The sequence below is a fragment of the Dellaglioa sp. CoH-57-MRSF-21 genome (genome assembly GCF_056781915.1).
The window spans coordinates 143,190-168,088 of record NZ_JBXAXU010000004.1; the positions used below are offsets into that span (position 1 = coordinate 143,190).

The 24,899-nt window shown below is 33.4% G+C and carries 23 protein-coding genes, 2 tRNA genes and 1 pseudogene; 7 read left to right on the forward strand and 19 right to left on the reverse strand.

The features are described from left to right. Nucleotides 1-2: 2 nt before the first annotated feature. The 4 genes and pseudogenes from AC1RPQ_RS05845 to AC1RPQ_RS05860 form a co-directional block, all read right to left on the reverse strand. Nucleotides 3-986 (reverse strand): annotated as a pseudogene (locus tag AC1RPQ_RS05845) (L-threonylcarbamoyladenylate synthase); the annotation flags it as partial. A gap of 16 nt (nt 987-1,002) precedes the next feature. Further along, a complete protein-coding gene (gene prmC / locus AC1RPQ_RS05850; RefSeq protein ID WP_481761636.1) occupies nt 1,003-1,848 on the reverse strand; it encodes a peptide chain release factor N(5)-glutamine methyltransferase in 846 nt (281 codons plus the stop codon). After that, nucleotides 1,841-2,926, reverse strand: a complete 1,086-nt coding sequence (prfA, locus tag AC1RPQ_RS05855) for a peptide chain release factor 1 (RefSeq protein ID WP_409022299.1) — start codon at nt 2,924-2,926, stop codon at nt 1,841-1,843. The genes prmC and prfA overlap by 8 nt, the downstream gene beginning before the upstream one ends. Before the next feature lie 45 nt (nt 2,927-2,971). Further along, the gene (locus AC1RPQ_RS05860; RefSeq protein ID WP_409022298.1) at nt 2,972-3,553 is read right to left on the reverse strand and encodes a thymidine kinase; all 582 of its coding nucleotides are present in this window, start codon (nt 3,551-3,553) and stop codon (nt 2,972-2,974) included. A 213-nt stretch (nt 3,554-3,766) separates the two neighbouring features. Here AC1RPQ_RS05860 and AC1RPQ_RS05865 point away from each other — a divergent pair, with 213 nt between their 5' ends. Together AC1RPQ_RS05865 and AC1RPQ_RS05870 are read left to right on the forward strand one after the other, a co-directional pair. Then, nucleotides 3,767-5,113 carry a MurT ligase domain-containing protein gene (locus tag AC1RPQ_RS05865; protein WP_481761635.1) on the forward strand — a complete coding sequence of 449 codons (1,347 nt, stop codon included), beginning with the start codon at nt 3,767-3,769 and terminating at the stop codon, nt 5,111-5,113. Nucleotides 5,114-5,115: 2 nt separating this feature from the next. Then, nucleotides 5,116-5,823, forward strand: a complete 708-nt coding sequence (locus tag AC1RPQ_RS05870) for a type 1 glutamine amidotransferase (RefSeq protein ID WP_409022296.1) — start codon at nt 5,116-5,118, stop codon at nt 5,821-5,823. A gap of 53 nt (nt 5,824-5,876) precedes the next feature. Here the strand turns inward: AC1RPQ_RS05870 and manA are convergent, their stop codons facing one another. The 3 genes from manA to AC1RPQ_RS05885 all read right to left on the reverse strand — a co-directional run bounded on the left by manA (nt 5,877) and on the right by AC1RPQ_RS05885 (nt 8,589). Then, nucleotides 5,877-6,842, reverse strand: a complete 966-nt coding sequence (gene manA, locus AC1RPQ_RS05875) for a mannose-6-phosphate isomerase, class I (protein ID WP_481761634.1) — start codon at nt 6,840-6,842, stop codon at nt 5,877-5,879. 76 nt (nt 6,843-6,918) lie between these two features. After that, nucleotides 6,919-7,929: a serine hydrolase domain-containing protein gene (locus AC1RPQ_RS05880; protein WP_481761633.1), complete on the reverse strand. Its 1,011-nt coding sequence runs from the start codon at nt 7,927-7,929 to the stop codon at nt 6,919-6,921. Nucleotides 7,930-7,935: 6 nt separating this feature from the next. Further along, nucleotides 7,936-8,589 carry a histidine phosphatase family protein gene (locus AC1RPQ_RS05885; protein WP_409022293.1) on the reverse strand — a complete coding sequence of 218 codons (654 nt, stop codon included), beginning with the start codon at nt 8,587-8,589 and terminating at the stop codon, nt 7,936-7,938. 189 nt (nt 8,590-8,778) lie between these two features. Here AC1RPQ_RS05885 and AC1RPQ_RS05890 point away from each other — a divergent pair, with 189 nt between their 5' ends. After that, nucleotides 8,779-9,117 (forward strand): hypothetical protein, encoded by a 339-nt coding sequence (locus tag AC1RPQ_RS05890; protein WP_481761632.1) that lies wholly within the window; start codon nt 8,779-8,781, stop codon nt 9,115-9,117. A gap of 54 nt (nt 9,118-9,171) precedes the next feature. On the opposite strand, the gene AC1RPQ_RS05895 is transcribed toward AC1RPQ_RS05890, so the two are convergent. The 3 genes from AC1RPQ_RS05895 to AC1RPQ_RS05905 form a co-directional block, all read right to left on the reverse strand. After that, entirely contained in the window at nt 9,172-10,095 is a 924-nt protein-coding gene (locus AC1RPQ_RS05895) for an IS3 family transposase (RefSeq protein WP_481762191.1), read from the reverse strand. Continuing rightward, entirely contained in the window at nt 10,038-10,523 is a 486-nt protein-coding gene (locus AC1RPQ_RS05900) for a helix-turn-helix domain-containing protein (RefSeq protein ID WP_481761995.1), read from the reverse strand. The genes AC1RPQ_RS05895 and AC1RPQ_RS05900 overlap by 58 nt, the downstream gene beginning before the upstream one ends. Before the next feature lie 98 nt (nt 10,524-10,621). Then, nucleotides 10,622-10,694: transfer RNA gene (locus tag AC1RPQ_RS05905), tRNA-Glu, on the reverse strand. Between the two features lie 511 nt (nt 10,695-11,205). Between AC1RPQ_RS05905 and AC1RPQ_RS05910 the strand changes: the two genes are divergently transcribed. Next, nucleotides 11,206-11,278: transfer RNA gene (locus AC1RPQ_RS05910), tRNA-Gln, on the forward strand. Between the two features lie 477 nt (nt 11,279-11,755). Here the strand turns inward: AC1RPQ_RS05910 and AC1RPQ_RS05915 are convergent. The 3 genes from AC1RPQ_RS05915 to AC1RPQ_RS05925 form a co-directional block, all read right to left on the reverse strand. Beyond that, on the reverse strand, nt 11,756-12,508 hold the full coding sequence (locus tag AC1RPQ_RS05915) for a hypothetical protein (RefSeq protein ID WP_481761916.1): 753 nt from the start codon (nt 12,506-12,508) through the stop codon (nt 11,756-11,758). Between the two features lie 492 nt (nt 12,509-13,000). Continuing rightward, nucleotides 13,001-13,930, reverse strand: coding sequence for a hypothetical protein (locus AC1RPQ_RS05920; RefSeq protein WP_481761917.1), 930 nt, complete (start codon nt 13,928-13,930; stop codon nt 13,001-13,003). A gap of 272 nt (nt 13,931-14,202) precedes the next feature. After that, nucleotides 14,203-14,850: a hypothetical protein gene (locus AC1RPQ_RS05925; protein ID WP_481761918.1), complete on the reverse strand. Its 648-nt coding sequence runs from the start codon at nt 14,848-14,850 to the stop codon at nt 14,203-14,205. Between the two features lie 612 nt (nt 14,851-15,462). Here AC1RPQ_RS05925 and AC1RPQ_RS05930 point away from each other — a divergent pair. Then, the gene (locus tag AC1RPQ_RS05930; RefSeq protein ID WP_481761919.1) at nt 15,463-15,747 is read left to right on the forward strand and encodes a hypothetical protein; all 285 of its coding nucleotides are present in this window, start codon (nt 15,463-15,465) and stop codon (nt 15,745-15,747) included. Nucleotides 15,748-15,907: 160 nt separating this feature from the next. After that, entirely contained in the window at nt 15,908-16,108 is a 201-nt protein-coding gene (locus tag AC1RPQ_RS05935) for a cold-shock protein (RefSeq protein ID WP_057973786.1), read from the forward strand. Between the two features lie 290 nt (nt 16,109-16,398). Here the strand turns inward: AC1RPQ_RS05935 and AC1RPQ_RS05940 are convergent, their stop codons facing one another. After that, nucleotides 16,399-18,315: a GH25 family lysozyme gene (locus tag AC1RPQ_RS05940; RefSeq protein WP_481761920.1), complete on the reverse strand. Its 1,917-nt coding sequence runs from the start codon at nt 18,313-18,315 to the stop codon at nt 16,399-16,401. A 138-nt stretch (nt 18,316-18,453) separates the two neighbouring features. Continuing rightward, complete coding sequence (locus AC1RPQ_RS05945; protein WP_409022286.1) at nt 18,454-18,987, reverse strand: PadR family transcriptional regulator; 534 nt, start codon at nt 18,985-18,987, stop codon at nt 18,454-18,456. 110 nt (nt 18,988-19,097) lie between these two features. On the opposite strand from AC1RPQ_RS05945, the gene AC1RPQ_RS05950 reads away from it, so the two are divergent. Continuing rightward, nucleotides 19,098-19,646, forward strand: coding sequence for a phenolic acid decarboxylase (locus tag AC1RPQ_RS05950; protein WP_481761921.1), 549 nt, complete (start codon nt 19,098-19,100; stop codon nt 19,644-19,646). A gap of 69 nt (nt 19,647-19,715) precedes the next feature. On the opposite strand, the gene AC1RPQ_RS05955 is transcribed toward AC1RPQ_RS05950, so the two are convergent. The 4 genes from AC1RPQ_RS05955 to AC1RPQ_RS05970 all read right to left on the reverse strand — a co-directional run bounded on the left by AC1RPQ_RS05955 (nt 19,716) and on the right by AC1RPQ_RS05970 (nt 24,887). Beyond that, nucleotides 19,716-21,062, reverse strand: coding sequence for a glucose-6-phosphate isomerase (locus AC1RPQ_RS05955; RefSeq protein ID WP_481761922.1), 1,347 nt, complete (start codon nt 21,060-21,062; stop codon nt 19,716-19,718). Between the two features lie 98 nt (nt 21,063-21,160). Then, the gene (locus AC1RPQ_RS05960) at nt 21,161-22,534 is read right to left on the reverse strand and encodes an amino acid permease (protein WP_481761923.1); all 1,374 of its coding nucleotides are present in this window, start codon (nt 22,532-22,534) and stop codon (nt 21,161-21,163) included. A gap of 22 nt (nt 22,535-22,556) precedes the next feature. Beyond that, nucleotides 22,557-23,459: a GRP family sugar transporter gene (locus tag AC1RPQ_RS05965; RefSeq protein ID WP_409022282.1), complete on the reverse strand. Its 903-nt coding sequence runs from the start codon at nt 23,457-23,459 to the stop codon at nt 22,557-22,559. Between the two features lie 255 nt (nt 23,460-23,714). After that, nucleotides 23,715-24,887, reverse strand: a complete 1,173-nt coding sequence (locus tag AC1RPQ_RS05970; protein WP_481761924.1) for a class I SAM-dependent rRNA methyltransferase — start codon at nt 24,885-24,887, stop codon at nt 23,715-23,717. Nucleotides 24,888-24,899 lie beyond the last annotated feature (12 nt).

Genomic DNA, 24,899 nt, shown 5'->3' on the forward strand with positions numbered 1-24,899 from the left:
TTTTCAAGACGGTTCATGTAAGCAACACCCAATCCCTTTTTATCAAACCCTTCAACTAAAATCATTTGAACATTAGGGTTGTCATCGAAGTAGCGTAAACCGTCAAAAAGTGATTGGCTTGCTGATTCAATTGTTTTTCCTAAAGAAGAATAGCCACTATTCTTAGGTATCTGATCCGTATCAATTTGACCTTCTTTTGCCATTAATCCGATTGCAATATCTTGTTTAGCGACCCAGTCTAAAATATCTGACCAATTTTGTGTTGAATCAACAATCACAACTTGTGCTCTTGGTGCATAATGTCGATACTTCATCCCAGGTGCTTTTGGCGTTTCTCCTTCGGCAACTTCATGTGTATCATCACTAACGTGTCCAATTACATCCTCAATTTGTGACTGAGTAACTGCTCCAGGTCTCAAAATTGTTGGTTCATCTGTACTCATGTCTAAGACAGTTGACTCCACCCCTACTTTTGTTTGCCCATCATCAATGATACCAGCAATTTTACCATTCAAATCATGAGCAACATGTTCTGCCATTGTTGGACTAGGTTTACCTGAAGTATTAGCTGAAGGGCCAACAATTGGAACGCCCGACTTAATAATAAAATCTAATGTAACTTTGTTATCTGGCATTCTAAAGGCTGCAGTTTCTAAACCGCCTGTAACAGTCTTTGAAAGAGCTCCTGCTTTTAATTTAAGGATAAGCGTCAATGAACCCGGCCAAAATGTTTTAATTAACTTTTCCACATTGGCAGTAAGTGGTTGTGCATATTCCCGAACTGTCTCTACATCGGCAACGTGTACGATTAGTGGATTATCACTTGGTCGACCTTTTGCAGCATACACTTGTTTGACTGCCTCTTCATTTGTCGCATCGGCACCCAATCCGTACACTGTTTCAGTTGGGAATGCGATCAATTGTCCTTGCTTTAATAACTCTGCAGCAGTTTCTATTTCATTAGGTTGATAAATAATTGTTTCCATTAACTCAACACCCCTTTTATAATTTTGCGTGAATCATTCTTTGATTATCAAAACTATCTTTTTTTCCTTCTATTAAAACTGCATTTTCAAATGCGTTTGTTAACATCTTTATCACGGCGTTTTCTTGTTGATACCCTATTTCAAAGAAAATATCTCTTGGTTTTTGCGTGAAGCGAGCCACCTCTTCTATCATTCTTCGATACAAGATTAGACCATTTTCAGCTGCAAATAATGCGACTTGCGGTTCATGTTCAATCACACTTTTATCCATCACATCTCGCTCATTTTCGGCAATGTATGGTGGATTAGACACGATGACATCCACTTTCAATTCATGAATAGGTTCTGTTAAATCTCCAATCAAAAATGTTACATCAACTTGCTGTGCTTGTGCATTTTTTTTGGCAACCGTAATTGCTTCTTTAGAAATATCACTTGCAAAGATTTGCCAATTTGGTCGCTGTTGTTTTAAAGCAATCGCAATTGCTCCAGAACCGGTTCCAATATCAGCAATTACCAACTTCTCATTAGCAGGCAATGTCTCCAACATCCATTCTACCAATTCTTCCGTCTCAGGTCTCGGAATAAGGGTTGCTTCGGTCACTTTCAATTGCATACCAAAAAAGTAGGCATGACCAATAATGTATTGTGCCGGCATTCCATCACAAAATTGCTGAATATCTATCTGATATTGTTGCCACTCATTTTTTGGCATTTTTGTTTGATAATTCATTAATAAATCAGTCGTTGACCAGCTTAGTCGCTCTAATAATAACCACTGACCACTTTCAACTTCTAACTTATGTTCCTCTATACACAAAGAAGCCCATTTCAAGGCTTCATAGTAGGTTGGATTAGTCATTTTCTTGCAACTTTTCCATTTTTTGTGTTTGATCATATAAAATCAATGAATCGATTACTTCTTCAAGTTCACCATTCATAACACGATCTAATTTATTCAATGATAATCCAATTCGATGATCAGTCACACGATTTTGAGGGAAATTATAAGTTCTAATTCGTTCTGAACGGTCCCCTGATCCAACAGCTGATTTTCTATTTTCATTGTAAGCACTTTGTTCTTGTTGTGAATAGAAATCATAAACTCGAGCCTTCAAAATTTTCATAGCTTTTTCACGATTTTGTTGTTGTGAACGTTCATCTTGCATAGCTACAACAATGTTTGTTGGTAAATGGGTCATTCGGACAGCAGATGATGTCTTATTAACATGTTGTCCACCGGCACCAGAAGAACGATAAACATCCGTTCTAATATCTTTTGCATCAATTTCAATTTCAACATCTTCTGCTTCAGGCATAACACCTACTGTTGCAGTAGAAGTATGCACACGTCCAGCTGATTCTGTTGATGGAATTCGTTGAACTCGATGTGCACCACTTTCATATTTCAGCTTAGAAAAGACACTATCACCATTAATCAACAGGACAATTTCTTTAAAACCACCGACTTCAGTCACATTTTTATCCACAATTTCAACAGTCCAACCTTGCTTCTCAGCGTATTTAGAATACATTGAGAATAAATCTGCAGCAAATAAACTAGCTTCATCCCCACCGGCAGCGCCGTGAATTTCCATGATAATATTTTTATCATCATTAGGATCCTTAGGAATTAATAGTACCTTAATTTCTTCTTCTAAAGCTGCTTTTGCTTTCTTTGCGTCAGATAATTCTTCTTTAGCCATTTCAGCCATTTCAGAATCTAAATTTTCGCCTAGCATTTCTTCAGCATCTGCAAGTTCTTGAACAACAACTTTATATTGGCGATATTTCTCAACTGTTTCGCGGATACTTGCCATTTCTTTTGATAATTCCATAAACCGATTATTATTTGAAATAATCTCAGGATCAGACAATAATTCGCCTAATTCTTCATAGCGATCATCAACTGATTGTAATTGATCATACATTTCATCCATTTTATATTGTCTCCTCTTAATTCTTTATCTTTCTAGTCTATCTGATTATTGTAATTGTGTCATCAACGGATTGTTATAATGTTTACGACATACTGGATAATAATCTTCATTACCACCTATTAAAATTTGTTCGCCAGCATATACAGGTTTACCATCATGAATACGTAAATTCATGATGGCCTTTTTATGACAAAACCAGCAAATTGTTTTCATTTCTTCAATCTTGTCAGCATATAATAATAAATATTTTGATCCTTCAAACAATTCGTTTTTAAAATCATTCTTTAACCCAAAAGCCATAACTGGAATATTTAATTCATCCACAATTTTAGCTAATTGAATAATATGTGCTTGTTTTAGAAATTGTGATTCGTCTATTAAAACACAAGCAGCATTTGAATTAGTCTGTTGAACTAAATCAAAGACATTTGTTTCTTCAAAAATAGGTGTCGCCTCACGTTTCAATCCAATTCGACTTGAAACAAATCCAACACCATCCCTGTCATCCACACCACTTGTTAAAATAATAACTGATTTATTTTGTTCTTCATAATTATGCGCAACTTTTAAGATTTCAATTGTCTTACCACTATTCATTGCACCGTATTTAAAAAATAATTGCGCCATAATAAACCTCTTCTGTTTTTCAGATTTCCGTCTTTAAGTATATCCGATTTAAGCTTGGATTTCATTAAATAAAAATTTTTTCTTAATATTAGGCATTTTATATGTAGAATTTTGTAATTATGCTATTATAGACATAATATAAATTCAGTAAAGTAGGCTATGACGTGGATTCTATCCTATGTAGTCAATTTTCTGTAAACGGAGGATATTTTAATGACGATAAAAAGCTCAATAGCAACTGTCGCAGGGAAATCATCATATTGGTTTTTGCACACCTTTCTAAAAGGTGGTAGCTCTCTACCCGGCAAAATAACTGCCGCGTTAGATCCAGAAATTTTAAAAACATTAGGTGCTAATTATGACGTTATTGTCATCACTGGAACCAACGGTAAAACCTTAACAACCGCCTTAACAGTTAAGGTTTTAGGTGCTAAATATGACCATATCTTAACAAACTCTGCTGGATCAAATATGGAACAAGGTATTATCACAGCATTTCTAACGGATAAGCGCAAAAAAAATGAGCGTCCTCTTGCTGTTCTTGAGGTTGATGAAGCAAATGTCATTAAAGTAACCCAATACATCACGCCTAAAGCATTTGTTCTAACAAATATTTTCCGTGATCAAATGGACCGCTACGGTGAAATTTATACAACTTACAAAAAAATTATTGATGGGATTAAATTAGCACCCAATGCAACAATTATTGCAAATGGTGATGCACCCATTTTCCATTCAATTGAATTACCAAATCCTTTTGTTTTCTACGGTTTTAATCATGAAGAGGAAACAGAAAGTTTAGCACCTACGAATACTGATGGGATTCTTTGTCCAGTTTGTCAACATATCTTACATTATAAAACCCGTACGTATGCTAATCTCGGGAAATATTATTGTCCAAACTGTCATTTTAGTCGTCCAAAATTAGACTACCAATTAACATCACTTTTAGAACAAACACCCACATCATCTCACTTTATAGTTGATGGACAACCCATGGAAATTCATGTCGGCGGTTTATATAACATCTACAACGCCCTTGCTGCTTATGCAGTTGGTCGTGTCTTCAATGTTGGTCCTGCAACAATTAGTAATACATTAAGTGAAGACGATGAGCAAGTCTTTGGTCGACAAGAAGTCATCCATGTTGAAGACAAAGACATTACCTTAGTTTTAGTTAAAAATCCAGTTGGCCTCGATCAGGTACTAGATATGATTGCAACAGATACAGAACCATTCTCGTTGGCCTTCTTATTAAATGCAAATTACGCAGATGGTATTGATACCAGTTGGATTTGGGATGGGAATTTCGAACAATTAACACAAATGAACATTCCTCAATTCATGACGGGTGGTGAACGTTATAAAGATGTTTCATTCCGTTTTAAGGTCGCTGGTGTCAAAGATGAACAATTAATTAAAGAACCTGACATTGCTAAAGTTATCGAACAACTTAAAACCTTCCCCACAAAACATATTTACGTTTTAGCCACTTATACAGCTGTTTTACAGTTACGTAAATCACTCGCTAATGATGGTTATATCAAGGAGGGCATGTAATAATGGCAAAATATCATTTAAACGTCGCCCATTTATATGGTGACTTATTAAATACTTATGGTGATGTTGGTAACCTATTGGTGTTAGAATATTATGCCAAGCAAATGGATACTGACTTACAAACTGAAGTCATCAGTTTAGATCAACCTTTTGACAAAGATCATTTTGACTTAACTTTCTTTGGTGGTGGACAAGATTTCGAACAAAAAATTGTCTCAAAAGATATTCAAGACAAAAAAGAGGCCTTAACCGACTATATTGAAGATAACGGTCCCCTCCTCGCAATTTGTGGCGGTTACCAATTACTTGGTCAATATTATGTCGGTGCTGATGGTGAAAAAATTCCTGGCATTGGTGCAATGAGTCATTATACAGAGACACAAGATGACAATCGTTTTATCGGAGATATTACGATTCAAAATGAAGATACCGGTGAAACTTACCATGGTTTTGAAAATCATAACGGGATGACCTTCCTCGGTAAAGATGAACGACCACTTGGTAAAGTGTTAAAAGGTAAAGGTAATAATGGTAGTGATGCTTCAGAAGGTGTCATTTACAAAAACGTTTTTGGTTCATATTTCCATGGCCCAATCTTAACAAGAAATGGTGAATTAGCTAAACGTCTACTACTGCTTGCGTTGCATCGTAAATATCCAGATGTTGATTTTAGTCAACAAGAAGCACTCGTTATCGAACCAACATTTTAGTAAAAAAATAAAGATTCAAACAATAGTATATTATTGTTTGAATCTTTATTTTTTTATGCTTTTTCTCCAGGTTCTGATGCAATAATTTGCATATCACCTGTAATTGTCCATTCTTTAACTTCGTTTGGTAAAATAAAATGCATACCCATTTTTAAATCATATATTTTATCATCGACTTTAATCTGACCTTCACCTTTTAAAACTGAAACAAGAGTATAAGGTGCGACTGTTCTTTTAAAATTTGCTGATCCGTTTGAAATCAACCATTCATAAACACTAAAGAATGGTGTTTTAACAAAGGTTGTTACTTTGGCATCCCCGACCATTTTTGTTTGAATATCGAGTTCAGGAACTTTATTAGGCACATTAGTAACATCAATCGATTGTTGAATATGCAAGTCACGCTTCTTACCCGTTGTTGCATCCACACGGTCAAAATCGTAAACACGATATGTTGTATCACTACTTTGTTGCGTTTCAAGGACCATCACACCAGAACCAATGGCATGAATTGTACCACTAGGAACATAAAAGAAATCTCCCGCTTTAACAGGTACATGCGTAAATAAATCATCCCATCTTTCGTCATGAATCATTTCCGCTAATTCTTCACGTGTTTTAGCATGGTGCCCATAAATAAGTTCTGCCCCAGGTTCGGCTGAAATAACATACCAACATTCTGTTTTACCAAGTTCATGCTCATGTTGCATTGCATAAGTATCATCCGGATGTACTTGAACTGATAAATCTTGATTAGCATCTAAAATTTTAGTTAGAAGTGGAAAAACATCCCCTTTAGCATTACCAAAAACTTCACGATTTGAATCCCAGACTTCATTCAATGTTTTGCCAGCAAATGGACCATTCAAAACAGTACTTGGGCCATGTGAGTGTGCGGAAATAGCCCAAAGTTCACCAGTATGATTACTTGGAATATCATATCCAAAGACCGTTTTAAGATGATCACCACCCCAAATTTTTTCTTGTAATACAGGTTTTAAGAATAAAGGTTCTGTCATTAGTTGCTCTCTCCTTCGTTAAACATATTATTGGTTTATTTTATCATAAGCGGTTACATTTTTGAATGTTAATCGGTTACAATCCAGCTTTTTCCGTTAAAAAGCTTTCTATAATTTCATCTCGTTTTACCAAATAGAGACTATTATCACTCGTCGGATGTACCCTATTCGTTAAGACAACCAACCCGTCTTGCATGGATTGATCCATTATTATAAATGTTCCTGTATAACCAGTATGATAGACAGATAAGCAATCGCCATCTCCACGAAGATCCCAGCCAAGTGAACGACCCAAGCTTCTTGTAGGTGTTTGATCTGAGAATAACATTTGCGTCGTCTCCGGCCGTAATACTGGACGTTCAGGACCATCTGACATAAACCACTGCATAAATCGTAATAAGTCGGATACAGTGGAAAATAACCCTGCCGATCCACAATGTTCTTTTAAAATCCGTGCTTTGGGGTCATGAACAATACCCTTTAAAAGACCTAAGTCAGGAATAATCTCAGTTGGAACACTTCTTGAGATATTTGGACTAAAAGTACTATCAGTTAATCCTAAGGGATTTAAGACTTCTTGCTGCAATGCTTGCTGAACAGGAATTTTTAAAATACTTTCAATAATATATCCTAAAAAAATTAGTCCGATATCACTATAAATAACTTTTTTTCCAAGATTTTCACCATTACTTAGTCCGAATAGTGCTTGTTTTAAATCTGGTTCCGATAATTGATTTCGATTTTTAATATACCCTTGAAAATCTGCCGTATGCGTCAACATATGCCGTAAAGTCACCCGTTCGTCCTGATAATTTGGTAGGTATTTTTTTACGGAATCATCAACATTCAAACGACCCTCTTCTTGTAATTTTAAAATAAGAGTTGTTGTTCCTATCACTTTAGTTAGTGATGCAACGTCGTAAAGTGCATTGTCAGCTAATTGTTCAGTTTCAGGGACTAATTGCGAATATCCCAAATAGTTTTGATTGCTAATTGTATTATGATGGATAACCCCATATGAAGCACCAGGAACAATACCATCATTAACTAACTGTCGAATTTTATTTATCGTTTTAGGATATAGCAATCGTAATCACCCCTTTTGATTAATCTTCACAATTGTAAATTTACCTTTTTTAAAATCAACGTTACTAACACTAGCATTCTTCAAGAGCATCGTTGGAAGTTGATTTTTTTCTAAGCTGTCGATAAAACTTGATAACACAAGACCATGAGACACAATTAAAATATTTCCTCCCTGCGTCTGGTACTGATTCCCAATATCCGTTAATGTATCAATTATTCGACTAGTCATCTTATCATATGTTTCAGCTTGGCTAGTTCCTTCAAGCTCTGCGAACATATTTACTAAGTTTCTAAAGCGATTATGCCCTAAAACGGCCTGACTCACTTTAAAAAAACCAAATTTTTTAACAAGCATTGGAATTAAATCTTTATTTTTCATCTCTTCTAGTCGACCAAAATCGACTTCTCGAAGTCCTCTTAATGGTTGAAATTCAAACGAAGAGTCATGCTTTTCAAGAATAAAGTCCGCAGTATCTTGCGTTCGTTTTAAGTCACTTGTGTACACGGCTTCAAAATAGACATCTTTTAATTGTGTTCCCAAATTTCTAGCTGCCTCTCGCCCCTTGTGTGTCAGACGAGAATTAGTCACGCCTTGTAGCCTCTTTAATCTGTTCAATCGTGTTTGACCATGTCTTACTAAATAAAAATGAACTGTCTTCATCGCCTGCACCTCCATAAAATGGTTTATATTTGTACCTTCAAGTATACGCTACCATTAAGATTTTACCTAAGTAAAAACCTAAAATATATTTTTAAATTTAGTCTGTCTACGACTATAATAAAATAAATCAAAACATTTTCGTTTAAATTGGTATAATGAAGTAAATCATTTAGATGGGGAGTGTCACTTATGGCTAGTAATTCAGATTCTATATTCTTCGTCTTATCTTATGTCAGACGACATCCAGAAGACGTTTTCTTTTCACGCTTGACCTATACTAATTCAATAACCCTCGTCATACCAGGAAGCGTCAAAGTAGCTGATGCTGATATTTATTTTTTACCAGATAAACTAACTGTTAATCGTCTCACTGATGATTTCGTTTCAAAACACGGTGATTTATTAGATTACTTTAACGATAAATTAGATCATTCCATCCCTGACTATATGGACGTCTGGGTAACAACCGTGTATCTGACACATCATGATAAATATTTAATTGAACTTTCATTTGAACAAAATGTCTAAACAAAAAAGTGATTAAGCAGGTTCTGAAGTGAACCCCAAAAGTTGGAGTAAATATTAAGCGATCATCTGGTCGGTATGTTTTCGATATTCAATCGGAGACATACCGGCCAGTTTTATTTTAATTCTTTTATGATTGTAATAATCAATATAATTTTTTATGGCTACTTTTAAAGCTTCGTATGTCGCATAATCGTGATTATGAACTGTCCCAACTTTTAAAATATGAAAGAAGCTTTCAGCACATGCATTATCTAAACAAGTCGCTTTGCGACTCATACTTTGAAAAATTTTTGCTGATTTGATAATCTCTGTATAACGGCTGTTCTGATATTGAAATCCTTGATCAGAGTGAACTGTCATTCGATAACTGAGATTTGAACGTTTATTGATTAACCGTTTTAGTGGTTCTGTCACAAACTCCACCGTTGGGTGGAGGCTAATTGACCATTGAAGGACTTCACTATTAAATAAATCAATATATGCCGTAAAATAAGCTCTTTCATTTGTACTTTTATTTCCCCATCGTAGTTCAGTGACATCAGTTACTATTTTTTGATAGGATCTATCAGTCTTAAAACGTCGGTTTAAAAGATTGGAAGCTATTTTACCAACAGTTCCTTTATATGAATTATATCTTTTCGTTTTTCGTTCGTAAGCGTGACATAGGAGTTTGTTTTCTCGCATTATTCTCAACACGGTTTTGTGATTGATTTTAATGCCTATGTTACGTAACTCACTTGTTACGGGACGATACCCATAATCAGAATGCCCTTCACAAATTGTTTTAATCGTTTCAATCAGTTCTTTTGAATCTTGTTGGTACTCTCGTTTACAAGCATCATGGTAGCTACTGCTGGACATCAGTCCAGCTTTTAATACGGTTGCCAACTTAATCTGTAATTCACACCTTAACTCAGTGATTATCTGGGCTTTTTCTTGGTTTTTAATCTTTGTTTTTTCTGTATTAAGGCGTCCAATTTTTCCAAGTACGCTACCCGTGCCCTTAGAAAGTCATTTTCTTCTTGTAATTGTTTTGAAGTTTTTGGATTTTTTGATTTAGTCATTTTAGGCAGTTTTCCTTTTGAAGTTTTTAAGCGACCTTGTACCAGTTTCTTTTCCCAGTCCCAAATCACGACAGGATTCTTAATTTTAAAATGACGTGCTGTAACCGGAAAAGAAGCCCTATGTTTTAATCGCCAGTGAATGACCTTCATTTTATAGGAATAATCATAAAATGTCTTCCCTAAATTATTTTCTAAGCCTTGAATCCCAAACATTTTAAAATGATCCAACCATTGATAAATAGTTGCAGATCCCTTGATTCCATACTTCTTCATTAGTAAACCGGCTGGTTTACCTTTCAAATATTCTTTTAGAACTTTTTTCTTTATTTCAACTGTGAACATAGTAAAACCCCCTGAGTTAGATTTCTCCAACTCAGGGGGTTCACTTCATTCCCCTACTTAATCACTTTTTTAAATATTCTAATTAATTACATCTTTTATCGCCCAAACGGGGCTCGAACCCGTAATTCCGCCTTGAGAGGGCGACGTCTTAACCAATTTGACCATTGGGCAAAAATACTCTTTTAAGTATAACCCATATAGATTTGATGTCAATGATTTTTATGCCAAATTAAAAATTGAATAAAACAACAATACAGATACAAACCGAGACAGTACAATGCAGCAGCCCACATAACAAAAGATAACCATTTATATTGTAGGAGAACTTTCGTGGTACCTATCAATAACGTTGTGACACACGCAATCAATAATCTAATGTATAACTTTTTTAATTCACGTCTTAGTTTTATTTCCAATACGTTCGCCTCAAACCCATCTATAGAATAATAACTTAATAAAATGTGCAAAACTTTAGCTTAATTTATTCATTTGTACTTTCTCTACATAACACAATCTTTATGTCCTTCATTATAACGTTATGTATCAATTAGAAAAGTAATCATCACTTTTCTTTATCAATAATTAATCATCTTTACTATTTCTTATTGTTTCAACAAAATATTACTATTTTCTATTTGACAAAAGACCGTTATATCGCTAAAATTAGGAAGTTAATTATTCTTGGGTAATAGCCAAACTGGTAAGGCGCCGGACTCTGAATCCGCAATCTGTAGGTTCGATCCCTACTTACCCAATCAAGTGTTTTCATAGAGTTTCATAAGGTTTCATCTAGATTCAACAAACCGTAGTCAAAACCGTAGTCAAAAAAATAAACTGTACGGGCATGTATGTACTGATGCATCTACTTTCTTAAGTAGGTGCTTTTTATTTTCCCTCAACAAACCGTAGTCATTTCATCACATCTAATTAAATCTACTTCCTTTAGGGTGTCTTGAATGTCTTGATAACCTTTTTAATTGCATCCCTTTAGGGGGTCCGAAATGTCCGAATACTTATTTTTGCCTACATATCTAATAAGTCCCAGGGATGAATAGCTGCACCCATATACTAATATTTGCTAACATATTAGGTATAAATGAAGTATCATTTTGACGAGCTTACTAGAGTTTTGATGAGCTTTATAAAGTATTTTATGGCAAGTTTTGGCAGGTTCTAACACTAACCCTATTACTTACTTTAAGAATACCTAAACATCAATTATAGATAAGGTATTATTTATTACACCTTATCCTCGCCGCTTCGCCTTTTAAAATTTTATTCACTGCATTTAACGGAAAAGATATAGAGTCTATATTTGTTGCAACTGCTGTAAAAATTTTATTAATTTTATTAGTTTCTTGATCTATCAATTCTATATTTTCTTCTTTATTTTTCAATAACCATTTTACTGCCATAGTAAGTTCATCGTATGTTTTCATTAAATCACTCCAAAGTGTAGCAATATTATCTTGATAGGTATCACATTTTTTTGATAATTCGGGTACATAGCTAACGTATGTTTCAAAATAAATTACATATTCATTCTTCAAATTAGTAATTTCATTCAATTTTTCTTTATTAATTTTTGTACCCAAATTACGAATATCATCTATTGTTTCTAATGTACCCTTAGAGAAAATATCTTTTTTCATTAAAATAATATTGGCGGTAAATCTATTATTAATAGAAATTAATCTAGATATGTTCTTAATATCTTCTACAGCAAGGGCATTACTTAACTCATTTTTTCTTTGCTCTTTTAACTGAAACTTTGTATTTATATATGCAAACATAGCTGCACCACCAATACCTATGAAAGAACCTATATAACCTCCCCAAAATCCAAGCCACCCATCACTCGAACCTACTCCTGGAACAATGCCAATAAAAATATTGATGACCCAAGGGATGATAACAGTCACTATCAATATTACTAGTAAAATGAACCATTTATATTTTTTTATAAACCCCCATATTTTACTCACTGCATTACCTCCAAATATCTTATTTACCTCTATATTAAACAATAAAAAACAGGTAAACAATACCTGTCCCAACTCTATGAAATACTATGAAACTCTACGTAACTTAAAAGGTTTATTTTAATGATCACTAGTTACTCAAAAATCACTAAATGATGATTTAACTCACACTAAACTTTTTCACACTTTGAATCTGGCTACCGTTTGTACTTCCAACCGTATCATTCATGATGGATCATTTTAGATAGTATAGTTTATTTCTTTAGCTTTTTAAATGTTTGCACTTTCGTCAACACTATTAGTGTATATACTTTTTAGCTACTATGCTAAGAAATTCATTAATTTTGCTTTTCTAAATTTTAGCTAATATTCTAAGGCCCGGTATTTATCTGAAGATTCCCAGTTCCATATTTCATTTTTTACAAAAAAAGCACTCACGTTTGTGAATGCATTAATGAACCATTATGGAATATCACTATAAAGTATTATATTTATTTAACGGTTTAGCGTAAAGTTTTCTGTATCTATGTCTGGTCTAGTCGAATAGCGTGAGATAGTTTTAAGTGAAACGGTTGTTTTGTTATGATCAGGCACTAGGTAATATTTTTCTCGAAGACTTGCACCCGTGTACACCAACTCTATTTCCCAACCACCATTTCCATAGGGTACGTATCCTCCCAACGCTGCAGGAATATCATCATTATTATTAATTTTAGTTATAGTACTTTTACTTCTATCTGTTATTATCAAGTTAAAATTGCCGTAATTATCATTTGAATTTTCATGTTTGATAATCAGTTTAATCGCTTCATCAATTGATATTGATAGCCCATCACTGGATTGTTGTGTATCATCACTAGCATTGATGATAACGTTATTCACTAGAGTATTTCGACTACCATCAGTTAACTTTTGATTTACATAAGTAGCTATTGTCGACATACCAACTTTTTGTAGTTCATTATCTGCATTGTCATAATAAGCTACAGTATTATGTACATCCCCCAGTAATCTATAATATGGATTATCACCTTTTTGAATATAATACTTAACTGTACTTGAATTAGGTGTTTTAATTGAAACATTGAACCCATCTGCTATTTTATCCGTTAAACCATTCCAAAAACGATTTGCACCATAATAAGCGATTGCTACAGCTGACTGTTTAGGATGGTCTTTCATCTGCTGAACTGTCAGAGTTCCTACATTCCTACTTGCCTGTTTTTTCGTTTCCTGTAATTTACTTTTTTCTTTTTTTAACGATGAAACTTCTCTACTCATTGAACTAGCTATTTTCTTTGAACTTGCTTGTGATTTACTAGAATCAATAGAAGATGATTCATCCTTTTTTGAATTGCTGCTCCCACACGCAGTTAATGATAATAACATCATTGCTATCCCACACGTTACCAATACCTTTTTCATTTTGAAACTCCCCTAAAATTTATTTACCTTTAAATTAAACACTAAAAATGATAGGTAATCAATATTCGTATTCACCTTATGCACTTTTATAAAACTCTGTACAACATAATCTATATTTTCATACTAATAGTCGCAGGTTTTGTTAGATTTTTAACCATTCAAAGATATTTTATACTAAGTTTGTTCAGCCCCAAATGCCGCAATAACCCGTACGACATTTTCTATTTTGGCGTACAAAAAAACATCCACAGTATGGATGTTTCAATTAACCATTATATTTTATTTTGAGTTTGCTGTGCGTCTATTGCATCTTTGGCAGTCGTTTCTAATGCAAACTCATAAGTAAGCTTTGTTCCATTAGATTGTTTTTCTATCCATTCTCCATATGTTATATGTGATCCCTTTATTGTGTAAGGTATGCGATGTGAACCAGATTCACCCCTCATTATAATAAACTTATCGGTTATCTTATACGTATAATTATAGGCTCTATCTTTTCCCAGCTGTGTACGAACCACTGTATCACTTTTTGCGTAACCTAGAGTAATTAAATCAAAAAGGGAGTGCCGTGGAGCAGTACCATCTTCCATAGCTTTACTGATGTCCTCACCATTATATTTGATTGGAGCAAAACTAAATCCTTTTTTTAATTCATTTCTCACAAGATTAGCTGCCTTAGATGACCTTTCAGCTACCATACTTGATTCTTTGGCAGCTGATTCTGATGATGCTTTACTTTCAGAAGATACTTTTGCTTTTTTTATAGACTCTTTCTTATTTGATTCACTTTTTGATTTCTGCAAACTAGATGATTTTACCTCAGATGATGACGATTCCTTACTTGCACTATTGCTGTTCCCACATGCAACTAATAATAATGCAACCATTGTTGAAGCACATAATACGACTACCCTTTTCATTATCCAACACCCCTTTATTTTTATACACTCACATATTAAACACTAAAAAAAGCAGGTAAACAATACCTACCTCCTTTGTATGTACACTCTAAATACTTCAATAAAGTAATAAAGGGTTATATTTTAAAGTTTCTAACATTCATACCCGCTATTAATTTTTAATGCTATATATATTTTTAATTGACGAAGGCTACCAACAAATTCTGCTGGTAGCCTTCTCACTGAATATTTATATTTAATTTTGAGTTAATTAATTTTAAAATAAGTTACTAATTCTACTTCTAAACGATGTAACCCTACCTACTTTACATCCTTGCAACTCCTTGGTTGCGCCAGCGTGAATAAATGAATAGAAATCATCAAACTGAATAATTTATACTAAGAATATTAATATTGAGCTACTATAACCTTAACATGTTTTTGTTTATTGTCAATTTTTCCGAATGATTTATATAGTATTTTCTCATTTTATGTTCTATTTATGATATACTAAATGAGATATTTTAATGATGGTACTTAAATTAATAAAGTGACAGCAACTTAAATCCCCGATTCAATTCTGTCTCCTTCATTTTGAATACACTATAATAATAGTTTGGAGGTTTATACACTATGTTAAGTAAGACAAAAAAATTCTTAAGAGCAAACAAAATTTATTACGATAAAGAACATCTCAATCCATTAATGGTTCCAGATCGTATTTACGTACTTAATTTTGGCTTAGATGAGGATGATCTCAATAATAGATTTATCGTTGAATACACGTATACTTGGACTGGTCGAATCAAAATTAATAAAATTACGATTCGACTTCATAATCAAGTTAGCCCACATGAATTTCGTAATGAAACAGAATTACTGCATTATCTTAAAAAACACACTAAATCGAGCAAATAACATTTGCATTAATCGTCATTAGATGTTATATTAAACTTATGTATTTATGGTTCGGTTATTTAAAGGTGATTTGTTTCATTTATGAACACACTTCTTTTTAATAGTTCAATCAACAAATGCAAAATATATTAGTGCTTACAGCACATGGAGGTTTCATATTATGGAACAAGGTACAGTAAAATGGTTTAATGCAGATAAAGGTTTTGGTTTTATTACTCGCGAATCTGGCGACGACGTTTTCGTTCATTTCTCAGCTATCCAAGGTGACGGTTTTAAATCACTTGACGAAGGCCAAGCAGTTACTTTCGATGTTGAAGATTCTGATCGTGGACCACAAGCAACTAACGTTGTTAAAGCTTAATTATAAGCCTTTGAAACTTACCTTCGGGTAGGTTTTTTTTTTGCAATAATAACCGTATACCCTCTCATCAGCTGCTGTTGTATGACTGTATTTTTAAATTAAATAATTATTTATCATCCGGTTCCTACTATGCACTTTAGGTTACGTTCAAAATCAACTTTAAATTTATCAATATAAAAAATGCCTCATAATTATTAGACGTAGGTCTAACGATTATGAGGCATTTTTAAGTCACACTGTCTTTCAATATCATAATTCATCAACAACAATTAACTTAGAACTATTTTCATTTAAAATGCGTTGCTGTTTACATATCCTTGCCACTTACCATTTGCATTGTATATCGAGTAATATTTATTGCCATTAATTGAATAAGCATATTTTACTGTATATTTCGTACCTGAGTTAGCTATAGTTGACCCTTTTTTTACCGTCCAATTAAAATTACCCCAGATATCATAGCTTCTTTTAACAGAGACAATTTTATTGTATTTAGTATAAATATGGCTAGTTGCTTTATTATTCACATAACCCATCCATTTACCGGCATCGTTATAAAGTGAGTAGTAAATATTTCCGTTTCCTGTAGTATATCTGTATCTAACGTTATATGTTTGACCATAGTAATTACTAGAAGTACTTTTTTTAGATGACCACAAGAAATTACCCCAGACATTATAACCTTTATCGCTAATTTTGACCTTTGCCTTTAATGATTTAGCTACTAAGGTATTCGTAGCATTACTGTTAACATAGCCTTTCCAAACATTATTACCATTATATAGTGAGTAATACGTATTACCATTAATCTTATACGCATATTTAGCATTGTATGTCTGTCCGGAGTTAGTAACTGTAGATCCTTTTTTACTTGTCCAATTAAAATTACCCCAGATAGTATAGCTATTTTTAACAGAAACAATCTTATCATATGATGAATAAACTAAATTTGAAGCATTACTATTCATATAACCTAACCATGTACCTGCATTATTATAAAGTGAATAATAGACGTTACCATTACCCAATGTATATCTGTATCTGACATTTAAGTTTTGACCATAATAATTAGCTGTTGTTCCTTTTGCTGACGTATAGAAAAAATTACTCCAGATAGTATAATCACGTTTAGTAATTTTAGCGGTTGCTTTAAATTCTTTAGCTGAAGCAACCTCCATTGCGTTACTATTTACATATCCAGCCCATTTGCCTTTACTATCGTACAATGAGTAATATTTGTTACCATTACTGTGATTATAGTAATATTTTGCGCTATAAACTTTTCCAATTTTTCCAGTTGTCGTATTTTTAACTTTATTCCAACTAAAATTACCCCAAACATTATATCCAGATTTTTTAATTGAAACTAATTCATTATAACTTTGTGCTTTCCCAGCTGCGTTCGTGGGTGGTGTACTTTCTGTTGGTTTGTTATCTGTTGATGCACTTAAAAACCAATCAGCATTTTTACCAGACATGATACTTGCATCAATGTTTCCAACCCCTGATAAACCATGATTTGTAAAGTTACTTGTATATTGCCATAACGAATGACTTGTTTCCATTGGCTCATTACTTTGGTATGCAGCTAACCAAAAACCATCATATGCGTTAACAGCCGTACTGGCATATGTTTTCATAAAACTAGCATAAGAGTAAAGTATAATTTTACGATTACCTACATATTTAGCCATCTCATCAGCCCAGGCTTTTGTTGTGGCGTTAGTATTTGCTTTGCTAGCATTCGTAACCGTTTGATCTTCATAATCATTGACAAAGAACTTAGCATCCTTGGCACGGTTATATAAGTCTTTCGCTTCTACTCTAGCATCAGCAACATTTTCATATTGGCTAAATGAATAAACACCATATGGAATATTATATTTCTTCATCATCGCAATATTATGATCAATCACTAAATCTTTACGATTTGACCCATATTGAACACGTAAAATAATAAATTTAAAATTTTTCTTTAATACTTTAGCTTGTGCATCTGTAAATGATCCTTGAAATTCTGATAAATCAGGAATTGAATTATCGCGATTTGTAGCCGATTTACTCAATAAAGATGCTGATTTAACTAATGATTCAGGTACATTTGACCCCATCACACCTTCAGGCTTCGAAGTATTAGCCGAGGCCTGATATGCTCCGATACCAATACCTACTATCACACTAGATAAAAATAATACATATTTCGTCATTCTTTTCAAAATAGAAACCGCCCTTTTATTTTTTGTTTAATAACCATATTCTAGCATAATTTATAAGTCAAAAAGATTAAGATTAGAAAAAAAGACCTTCAATAAAAAAATAATAGACGTTTTATAAGCGTCTATTATTTAATTAAGATACTTTTTAAACCACTTAACACAGTATTTTTCTCGTTCAATTGCATGATCTAAAATCAAATAATGACCATATTGTTTGTTGATTTCTTCTTCTGAGAAAAAAATTAATTTCATTCTTCCTTCAAGATGATCTAATTTTACTTGATGTAACTGTAATTGCTCAATTAATCTTTGCTGTAATTGAACGTCATCTTTATTTTTAATAAAATAAAGTTTCAAAATAAATTCGTCTTTAATCGGTTTTAATTCCCCACTATCTGATACTAACCAATCCATTAAAACTTTTTTACCTTGTGATGTAATAGAATATATTTTCTTTTCTAACTTAGTACCTGCTATTTCAATTTCATGCGTAATGTATCCATCTTTTTCCATTATTTTAAGAGCAGGATAAATTTGACTATGTCCTGCTTGCCAAAATTCTCCAATATCAGTCGTAAATGCTTTAGTTATATCGTACCCCGATAATGGTTCTTGATTCAATAATCCTAAAATAATATATTGTAATTTATTTTTTTTTGCCATTTTTCCCCTTAACTTGACTTTTAATACTTATCAGTATACTATAATCAAGTAAACAAAAACATGTAAACTTTTACATGTATAAATAAACACTTTAAAGGAGAACAAAAATTATGACAAATACAGAAAAAAAGTTTAAAACATTAGATGATTTCTTAGGTACACATTTTGTATATACTTACGATAACGGTTGGGAATATGAATGGTACGCTAAAAATGATCATACTGTTGACTACCGTATCCATGGTGGTATGGTTGCTGGACGTTGGGTAACTGATCAAGAAGCTCACATCGTTATGCTTACTGAAGGTATTTATAAAATTGCTTGGACAGAACCTACAGGTACTGATGTCGCTCTAGATTTCTTACCTAACGAAATGAAAATTAACGGAACAATCTTCTTCCCTAAATGGGTTCAAGAACATCCTGAAATTACAGTTACTTACCAAAATGACCATATCGATTTGATGGAAGAATCTCGTGAAAAATACGAAACATATCCTAAAATGGTTGTCCCAGAATTTGCTACAATCACTTACATCGGTGATGCCGGTCAAAATAACGAAGATGTTATCAATGAAGAACCTTATGTTGGTATGCCAGATGATATTCGTAATGGTAAATATTATGACGAAAATTACAAAATGATCAAAAAGAACTAATTTATTCCAAATAAAAATCGTCTGAACTTTTAAAAGTTCAGACGATTTTTATTTTATAACTTTTTTATCTTAAAGACGTGCATTTAATTCTTTTGAAAGGTCTTCGAAGCCAGGTTTACCAAGTAAGGCAAACATGTTCTTTTTGTATGCTTCAACACCTGGTTGGTTAAATGGGTTAATTCCATTCAAGTAACCAGATACAGCTACAGCTGCTTCAAAGAAGTAAATTGTATATCCTAATGTGTAAGCGTCTTGTGTAGGAATGTTCAAAATCATGTTAGGAACATTACCATCAGTATGAGCTAAAACAACACCTTGGAAAGCCTTTGTATTAACAAAGTCCATTGTCTTACCTTCTAAGTAGCCTAAGCCATCAAGATCGCCCTCTTCTTCAGGAATAGCAGTATCATTAACGGGAGTTCCCACATTAATTACAGTTTCCATCAAGTTACGACGGCCTTCTTGAATATATTGGCCTAATGAATGTAAATCAGTTGAGAAATTAGCTGAAGATGGGTAAATACCCTTTTGATCTTTACCTTCAGATTCGCCCATCAATTGTTTCCACCATTCTGAGAAATATTGTAAACTTGGTTCGTAGTTTTCTAGAATTTCAGTTGTGTAACCTTTACGGTATAAAATATTACGTAAAGCTGCGTATTGATATGCTTCATTTTTTGTTAAATCAGCATCTGAATATTCAACACGTGCGTCTTCAGCACCTTGCATCAAGGCATCAATATCAGCACCTGAAGCAGCAATTGGTAATAAACCAACAGCAGTAAGAACTGAGAAACGGCCACCAACGTCATCAGGAATAACAAATGCTTCATAGCCTTCAGAATCAGCTTCAACTTTTAAGGCACCAACTTTACGATCAGTTGTAGCGTAGATACGTGAGTTAGCTTCTTCTTTACCATATTTTGCGATTAATTTTTCTTTGAAAACACGGAAAGCAATTGAAGGTTCTGTTGTTGTACCTGATTTAGAAATAATATTAACTGAGAAATCACGATCACCAATTAAATCTACTAAATCATGTACGTATGAAGGACTAATTGAATTTCCAGCAAATAAGATTTGAGGTGCATTTCTTTTTTCAGCTGGTAATAAGTTATAGAATGTATGGTTTAAGAATTCAATAGCTGCGCGAGCACCTAAATATGAACCACCAATACCGATAACGACTAAAACTTCTGAATTAGATTGAATTTTTTTAGCTGCTGTTTTAATACGAGCGAATTCTTCTTTATCGTAGTCTTTAGGTAAATCTAAAAATCCACGGAAATCACTACCTGCCCCTGTACCGTTGCGTAATTCACTATCTGCTGCAGTAACAAGTGCTTGCATTTCGCCAAGTTCATTGTCTTGGACGAATTTTGATAAGTTAGAACTATCGAATGAAATATGTGCCATTTTAATTATCTCCCTCATATTCTTTATTTAACAACTTACATTATACAATACTTAGTAGAAAATATAACAGTCAAACAGAACTTTAATTACAAATTCCGTTATTTTTTTTGTTTACTATGAGAATATCCGTAACCGTAATAAGCAACTAATCCTATAATAATCCAAATTAGAAAGGCAACCCAGATATTAATCGGTAACTGAATCATCAAATAGACTGAAATAATTATAGACAAGATTGGTAACAATGGTACAAATGGAACTCTAAATTGGCCTTTACTAGGTTCACCAAATTGTTTCCTTAAACTTATTAATGCCAAAGCCAAAATAACAAGTACGGTTAACGTTACAATATTAGTCAATTTGGCTAAACTTTCAATAGACACTAACCCACTTGCAATCGCAATAAAAATACCGACTGTCCATGATGCTGCTTTGGGCGCATTCGTCTTATCGCTAATTTTTGCTAAGTATTGGGGCAATAATCCGTCTCTCGCCTCCGAATAAATCATTCTCGATAAACCATAGGCTAATGCAATTAAGACGCTTAGAAGCGTTATTATTGCACCTACCGAGATTATATTTCCAATAATACTCTGATTTACAAATCGCATCGCAAATGCAACTGGATCACTAACATTTAATTGTGTATACGGGACAATTCCGGTTAATACTAACGTAACAATAATATAAAAAATAGCAGAAATACTTATCGCACCAATAATTCCTTTTGGAATTGTCTTTTGCGGATCAATTACTTCGTCTGATGCCATCGCAATAGATTCAAACCCTAAAAAGGCAAAAAATACTAATGCGGCCCCACTCATTACCCCACTTGTACCAAATGGCATAAAGGGTTGCCAGTTACCAGGTTTAATGTAAAAAACACCCACTACTATAAATAAAAGAATAATCGCAAATTTTACAAATACCATTATTTTGCTTAAACGTAGTGCCTTTTTTGCTTCAAATGTTGTTAACCATGTAACGACTAACGTAATTATAACAGCAATAATATCGATATATGACCCTCTTGCTGCATTATACGATGCACTCAGCGCAACAGGCAGGTGGATATTAAGCCCTATCAAGAACCCCTGCATATACGCAGACCAACCTGAGGCAACAGAAGCCCCCGCTAGAATATATTCACAAATGGTAAACCAACTAACGAACCAGGCTATAAACTCACCAAAAATAACATAAACATAATTATACGAACCACCAGAAACTGGTATTCTTGATGAAAATTCTGCATAAGAAAAGCCGTTCATTATAACTGCAATTGCGGCAATAATAAACGACAAAATAAGGGCAGGACCAGCCTCTTGACTGGCAGCATTCCCCGTAACAACGAAAATACCTGTACCAACTGTTGCGCCTAACCCTAAAAGAATGAGATCACCGGTTTTAAGGGTTCTTTTTAATTTACTAACATGATGAGTTGTCGCAAATTCTTTTTTCCTTAAATCCATCGATTAACACTCCTTCACCATTTTATAAAGTTTTCATAATTCCTAACATAATAACACCTAAAATAACAAATATTGATCCAAGTGTGACATAAATCATCTCATGCTTAGTCTTCTTTTCTCCTAATAAGTAGATACTACCGAATGTTGAAATAACCACTCCCATTTGAGAAAATGAAAAACTAACAGCTTGACCTAATTTAGGAATTGATAAGAACATAAAGATGTTACCAGCGCCCCAAATAAGTCCCGTTAATACATTTTTAAAAGTTGATGAGTGCATAATAACTTCATTTGCAATAAGCGCAACAAATCCAGCACCTATAACCATACCAACAGCTTGTGGCAAGATTGTTGCCATTGTAAATGCACGTGATTCATCAGCAGTCATGCCCACTGTTGCATAATGAACAACAATTGTATAACCTACGTAACCAATTGTTGACAAAATAATAGCACGTACACCAGCAGCAGTATTCTCATTTTTTTCTGAATCAGATAGAACTGAATTTTTTTTATCTCTCAATGATGTCAAAGCAGCACCAGCAATAATAACGATCATCGCTATAGTACCAATCACAACCATTTGAGTTGTCTTCCATTCATTAAACAGTATGACACCTGCCAACGCATTACCAGCTAACTGTAAGCCTGTTGAAACAGGAACTGTTTTTGAGATTCCGATTGCTTTCATAGCATGGAATTGTTGATTTTGACCTAAACTCCAAAATAAACCAGAAACGATACCAATAATCCAGACTTTTGTGTCCATTTCTGGTTGATAAATACCATAAATGGCAATTCCAAAAATCAAGGCACCCCATGTCATACCAACTGTTTGTTGGTTGGCAGTTCCGCCAAGTTTTCCACTTATAAGTCCAATACTACCCCATGCAATTGCAGGGATTACTGCCATTAAGATAATCATAATTAATTAAATCCTCTACTCTCTCTCTTTTATTCTTTTTTCGCGATTTAACTATTTTAGCAGTAAAGTAACCGTATTTACAACCCTTAAAACAAAAATTTGATGATAGCTTTAGCAACATTTGAAACGGGTTACATTCGAAATCCATCAAAAACACTCATAAACGTTTAATTACAAGCATTTTGTTTTTATGAATTTTTTATATTTTACGAAAAAAAACAATCCTATTTAATAATAAATAGGATTGTTTTTTAATTAATCAACTTTAATAACTAACGTTTTTAAATAATTACCTTGACGATATTCCTTGTTTGTTACAAAGTCACTTGATAAACGGAATGTTTCAAGTAATGTAAATGAACGATTCTTATTAGCAAAAGCTTCTGTGATTTGTTCTTTTAATTTTTTGAGCGTCAATCCTGCCGAATTAGTTGAGAACATGATAACACCATCTTTTTGTGTAATATCAATAGCATCTTCAGCAAGTTGAACATAATCTTTTTGAACTGAGAATGTTCTTTTCTTTGAACGTACAAAACTTGGTGGATCCAAAATAACTAAATCATAGTTAATATGGTGTTTCTTTGCATAATCTAAATAGCCGAAAACATCCATTCCACGAATTTCTTGTTTTTCAGGATCAATATTATTAAGTACAAATTGTTCTTTTGTACGATCAATATTTTTATTATTCACATCTACACTAACTGTTTTAAGTGCGCCACCTACTGATGCAGCAACTGATGTTGCACCTGTATTACTAAATCCGTTAAACACAAGTTTTCCTTCAGCATATTTATTCATAATTGCTTTACGCATTTCACGTTGTTCTAAGAAAAGTCCTGTCGTTGTTTCATTAAGATATGCAGCAAATTGAAGGCCATTTTCTTGAACAATAAGTGGCGTAGGTGCATCTTTTCCACGAACTTTGAATGTTGATGGTTCACCCTTTGTATCGTAACGAAGATTAGCATAAATACCTTTATAACTTGTAACTGCATCAGAAAATGCACTATAAATCATATCTTTGTGTTGGTAAAGACCTAAGCTATACCAAGTAAATACATAATAATCGTCGTAATAATCAATTGTTAATCCACCGATACCTTCACCTTCACCGTTAAAGAAACGAAAGGCATTCGTCTCCTTATTAGTAAATAATGATTTACGGTTCATTCGAGCGTTATTAAATAATTTTGAGAAAAAATCTTCATCAATACGTGATTCTTCATTTCGTGAAAAAATCCAGCCATCCCCACGATTTTGTTCTGCAAAATAACCATAAGCGACAAATTGATTATGTAGCGTTAATGCAACCCATTCTCCTTCTTTAAAATCACGAGTTGTTTGTAAATCTTCCTTATCAATTAATGGGTATCCATTTTTAAACTTTTTTGCTGCATGTGAAATAATTTCTACTTTTCTCAATGACTAGCACTC

Coding starts and splice junctions, on each gene's coding strand:
- AC1RPQ_RS05930 (WP_481761919.1), top strand. CDS start 15,463: ATGTTAAGTAAGACAAAAAAATTCTTAAGAGCAAACAAAATTTATTAC.
- AC1RPQ_RS05920 (WP_481761917.1), bottom strand. CDS start 13,930: ATGAAAAAGGTATTGGTAACGTGTGGGATAGCAATGATGTTATTATCA.
- prmC (WP_481761636.1), bottom strand. CDS start 1,848: ATGACTAATCCAACCTACTATGAAGCCTTGAAATGGGCTTCTTTGTGT.
- AC1RPQ_RS05860 (WP_409022298.1), bottom strand. CDS start 3,553: ATGGCGCAATTATTTTTTAAATACGGTGCAATGAATAGTGGTAAGACA.
- manA (WP_481761634.1), bottom strand. CDS start 6,842: ATGACAGAACCTTTATTCTTAAAACCTGTATTACAAGAAAAAATTTGG.
- AC1RPQ_RS05900 (WP_481761995.1), bottom strand. CDS start 10,523: ATGTTCACAGTTGAAATAAAGAAAAAAGTTCTAAAAGAATATTTGAAA.
- AC1RPQ_RS05865 (WP_481761635.1), top strand. CDS start 3,767: ATGACGATAAAAAGCTCAATAGCAACTGTCGCAGGGAAATCATCATAT.
- AC1RPQ_RS05965 (WP_409022282.1), bottom strand. CDS start 23,459: ATGATTATCTTAATGGCAGTAATCCCTGCAATTGCATGGGGTAGTATT.
- AC1RPQ_RS05950 (WP_481761921.1), top strand. CDS start 19,098: ATGACAAATACAGAAAAAAAGTTTAAAACATTAGATGATTTCTTAGGT.
- prfA (WP_409022299.1), bottom strand. CDS start 2,926: ATGGATGAAATGTATGATCAATTACAATCAGTTGATGATCGCTATGAA.
- AC1RPQ_RS05940 (WP_481761920.1), bottom strand. CDS start 18,315: ATGACGAAATATGTATTATTTTTATCTAGTGTGATAGTAGGTATTGGT.
- AC1RPQ_RS05955 (WP_481761922.1), bottom strand. CDS start 21,062: ATGGCACATATTTCATTCGATAGTTCTAACTTATCAAAATTCGTCCAA.
- AC1RPQ_RS05925 (WP_481761918.1), bottom strand. CDS start 14,850: ATGAAAAGGGTAGTCGTATTATGTGCTTCAACAATGGTTGCATTATTA.
- AC1RPQ_RS05870 (WP_409022296.1), top strand. CDS start 5,116: ATGGCAAAATATCATTTAAACGTCGCCCATTTATATGGTGACTTATTA.
- AC1RPQ_RS05890 (WP_481761632.1), top strand. CDS start 8,779: ATGGCTAGTAATTCAGATTCTATATTCTTCGTCTTATCTTATGTCAGA.
- AC1RPQ_RS05935 (WP_057973786.1), top strand. CDS start 15,908: ATGGAACAAGGTACAGTAAAATGGTTTAATGCAGATAAAGGTTTTGGT.
- AC1RPQ_RS05885 (WP_409022293.1), bottom strand. CDS start 8,589: ATGAAGACAGTTCATTTTTATTTAGTAAGACATGGTCAAACACGATTG.
- AC1RPQ_RS05945 (WP_409022286.1), bottom strand. CDS start 18,987: ATGGCAAAAAAAAATAAATTACAATATATTATTTTAGGATTATTGAAT.
- AC1RPQ_RS05960 (WP_481761923.1), bottom strand. CDS start 22,534: ATGGATTTAAGGAAAAAAGAATTTGCGACAACTCATCATGTTAGTAAA.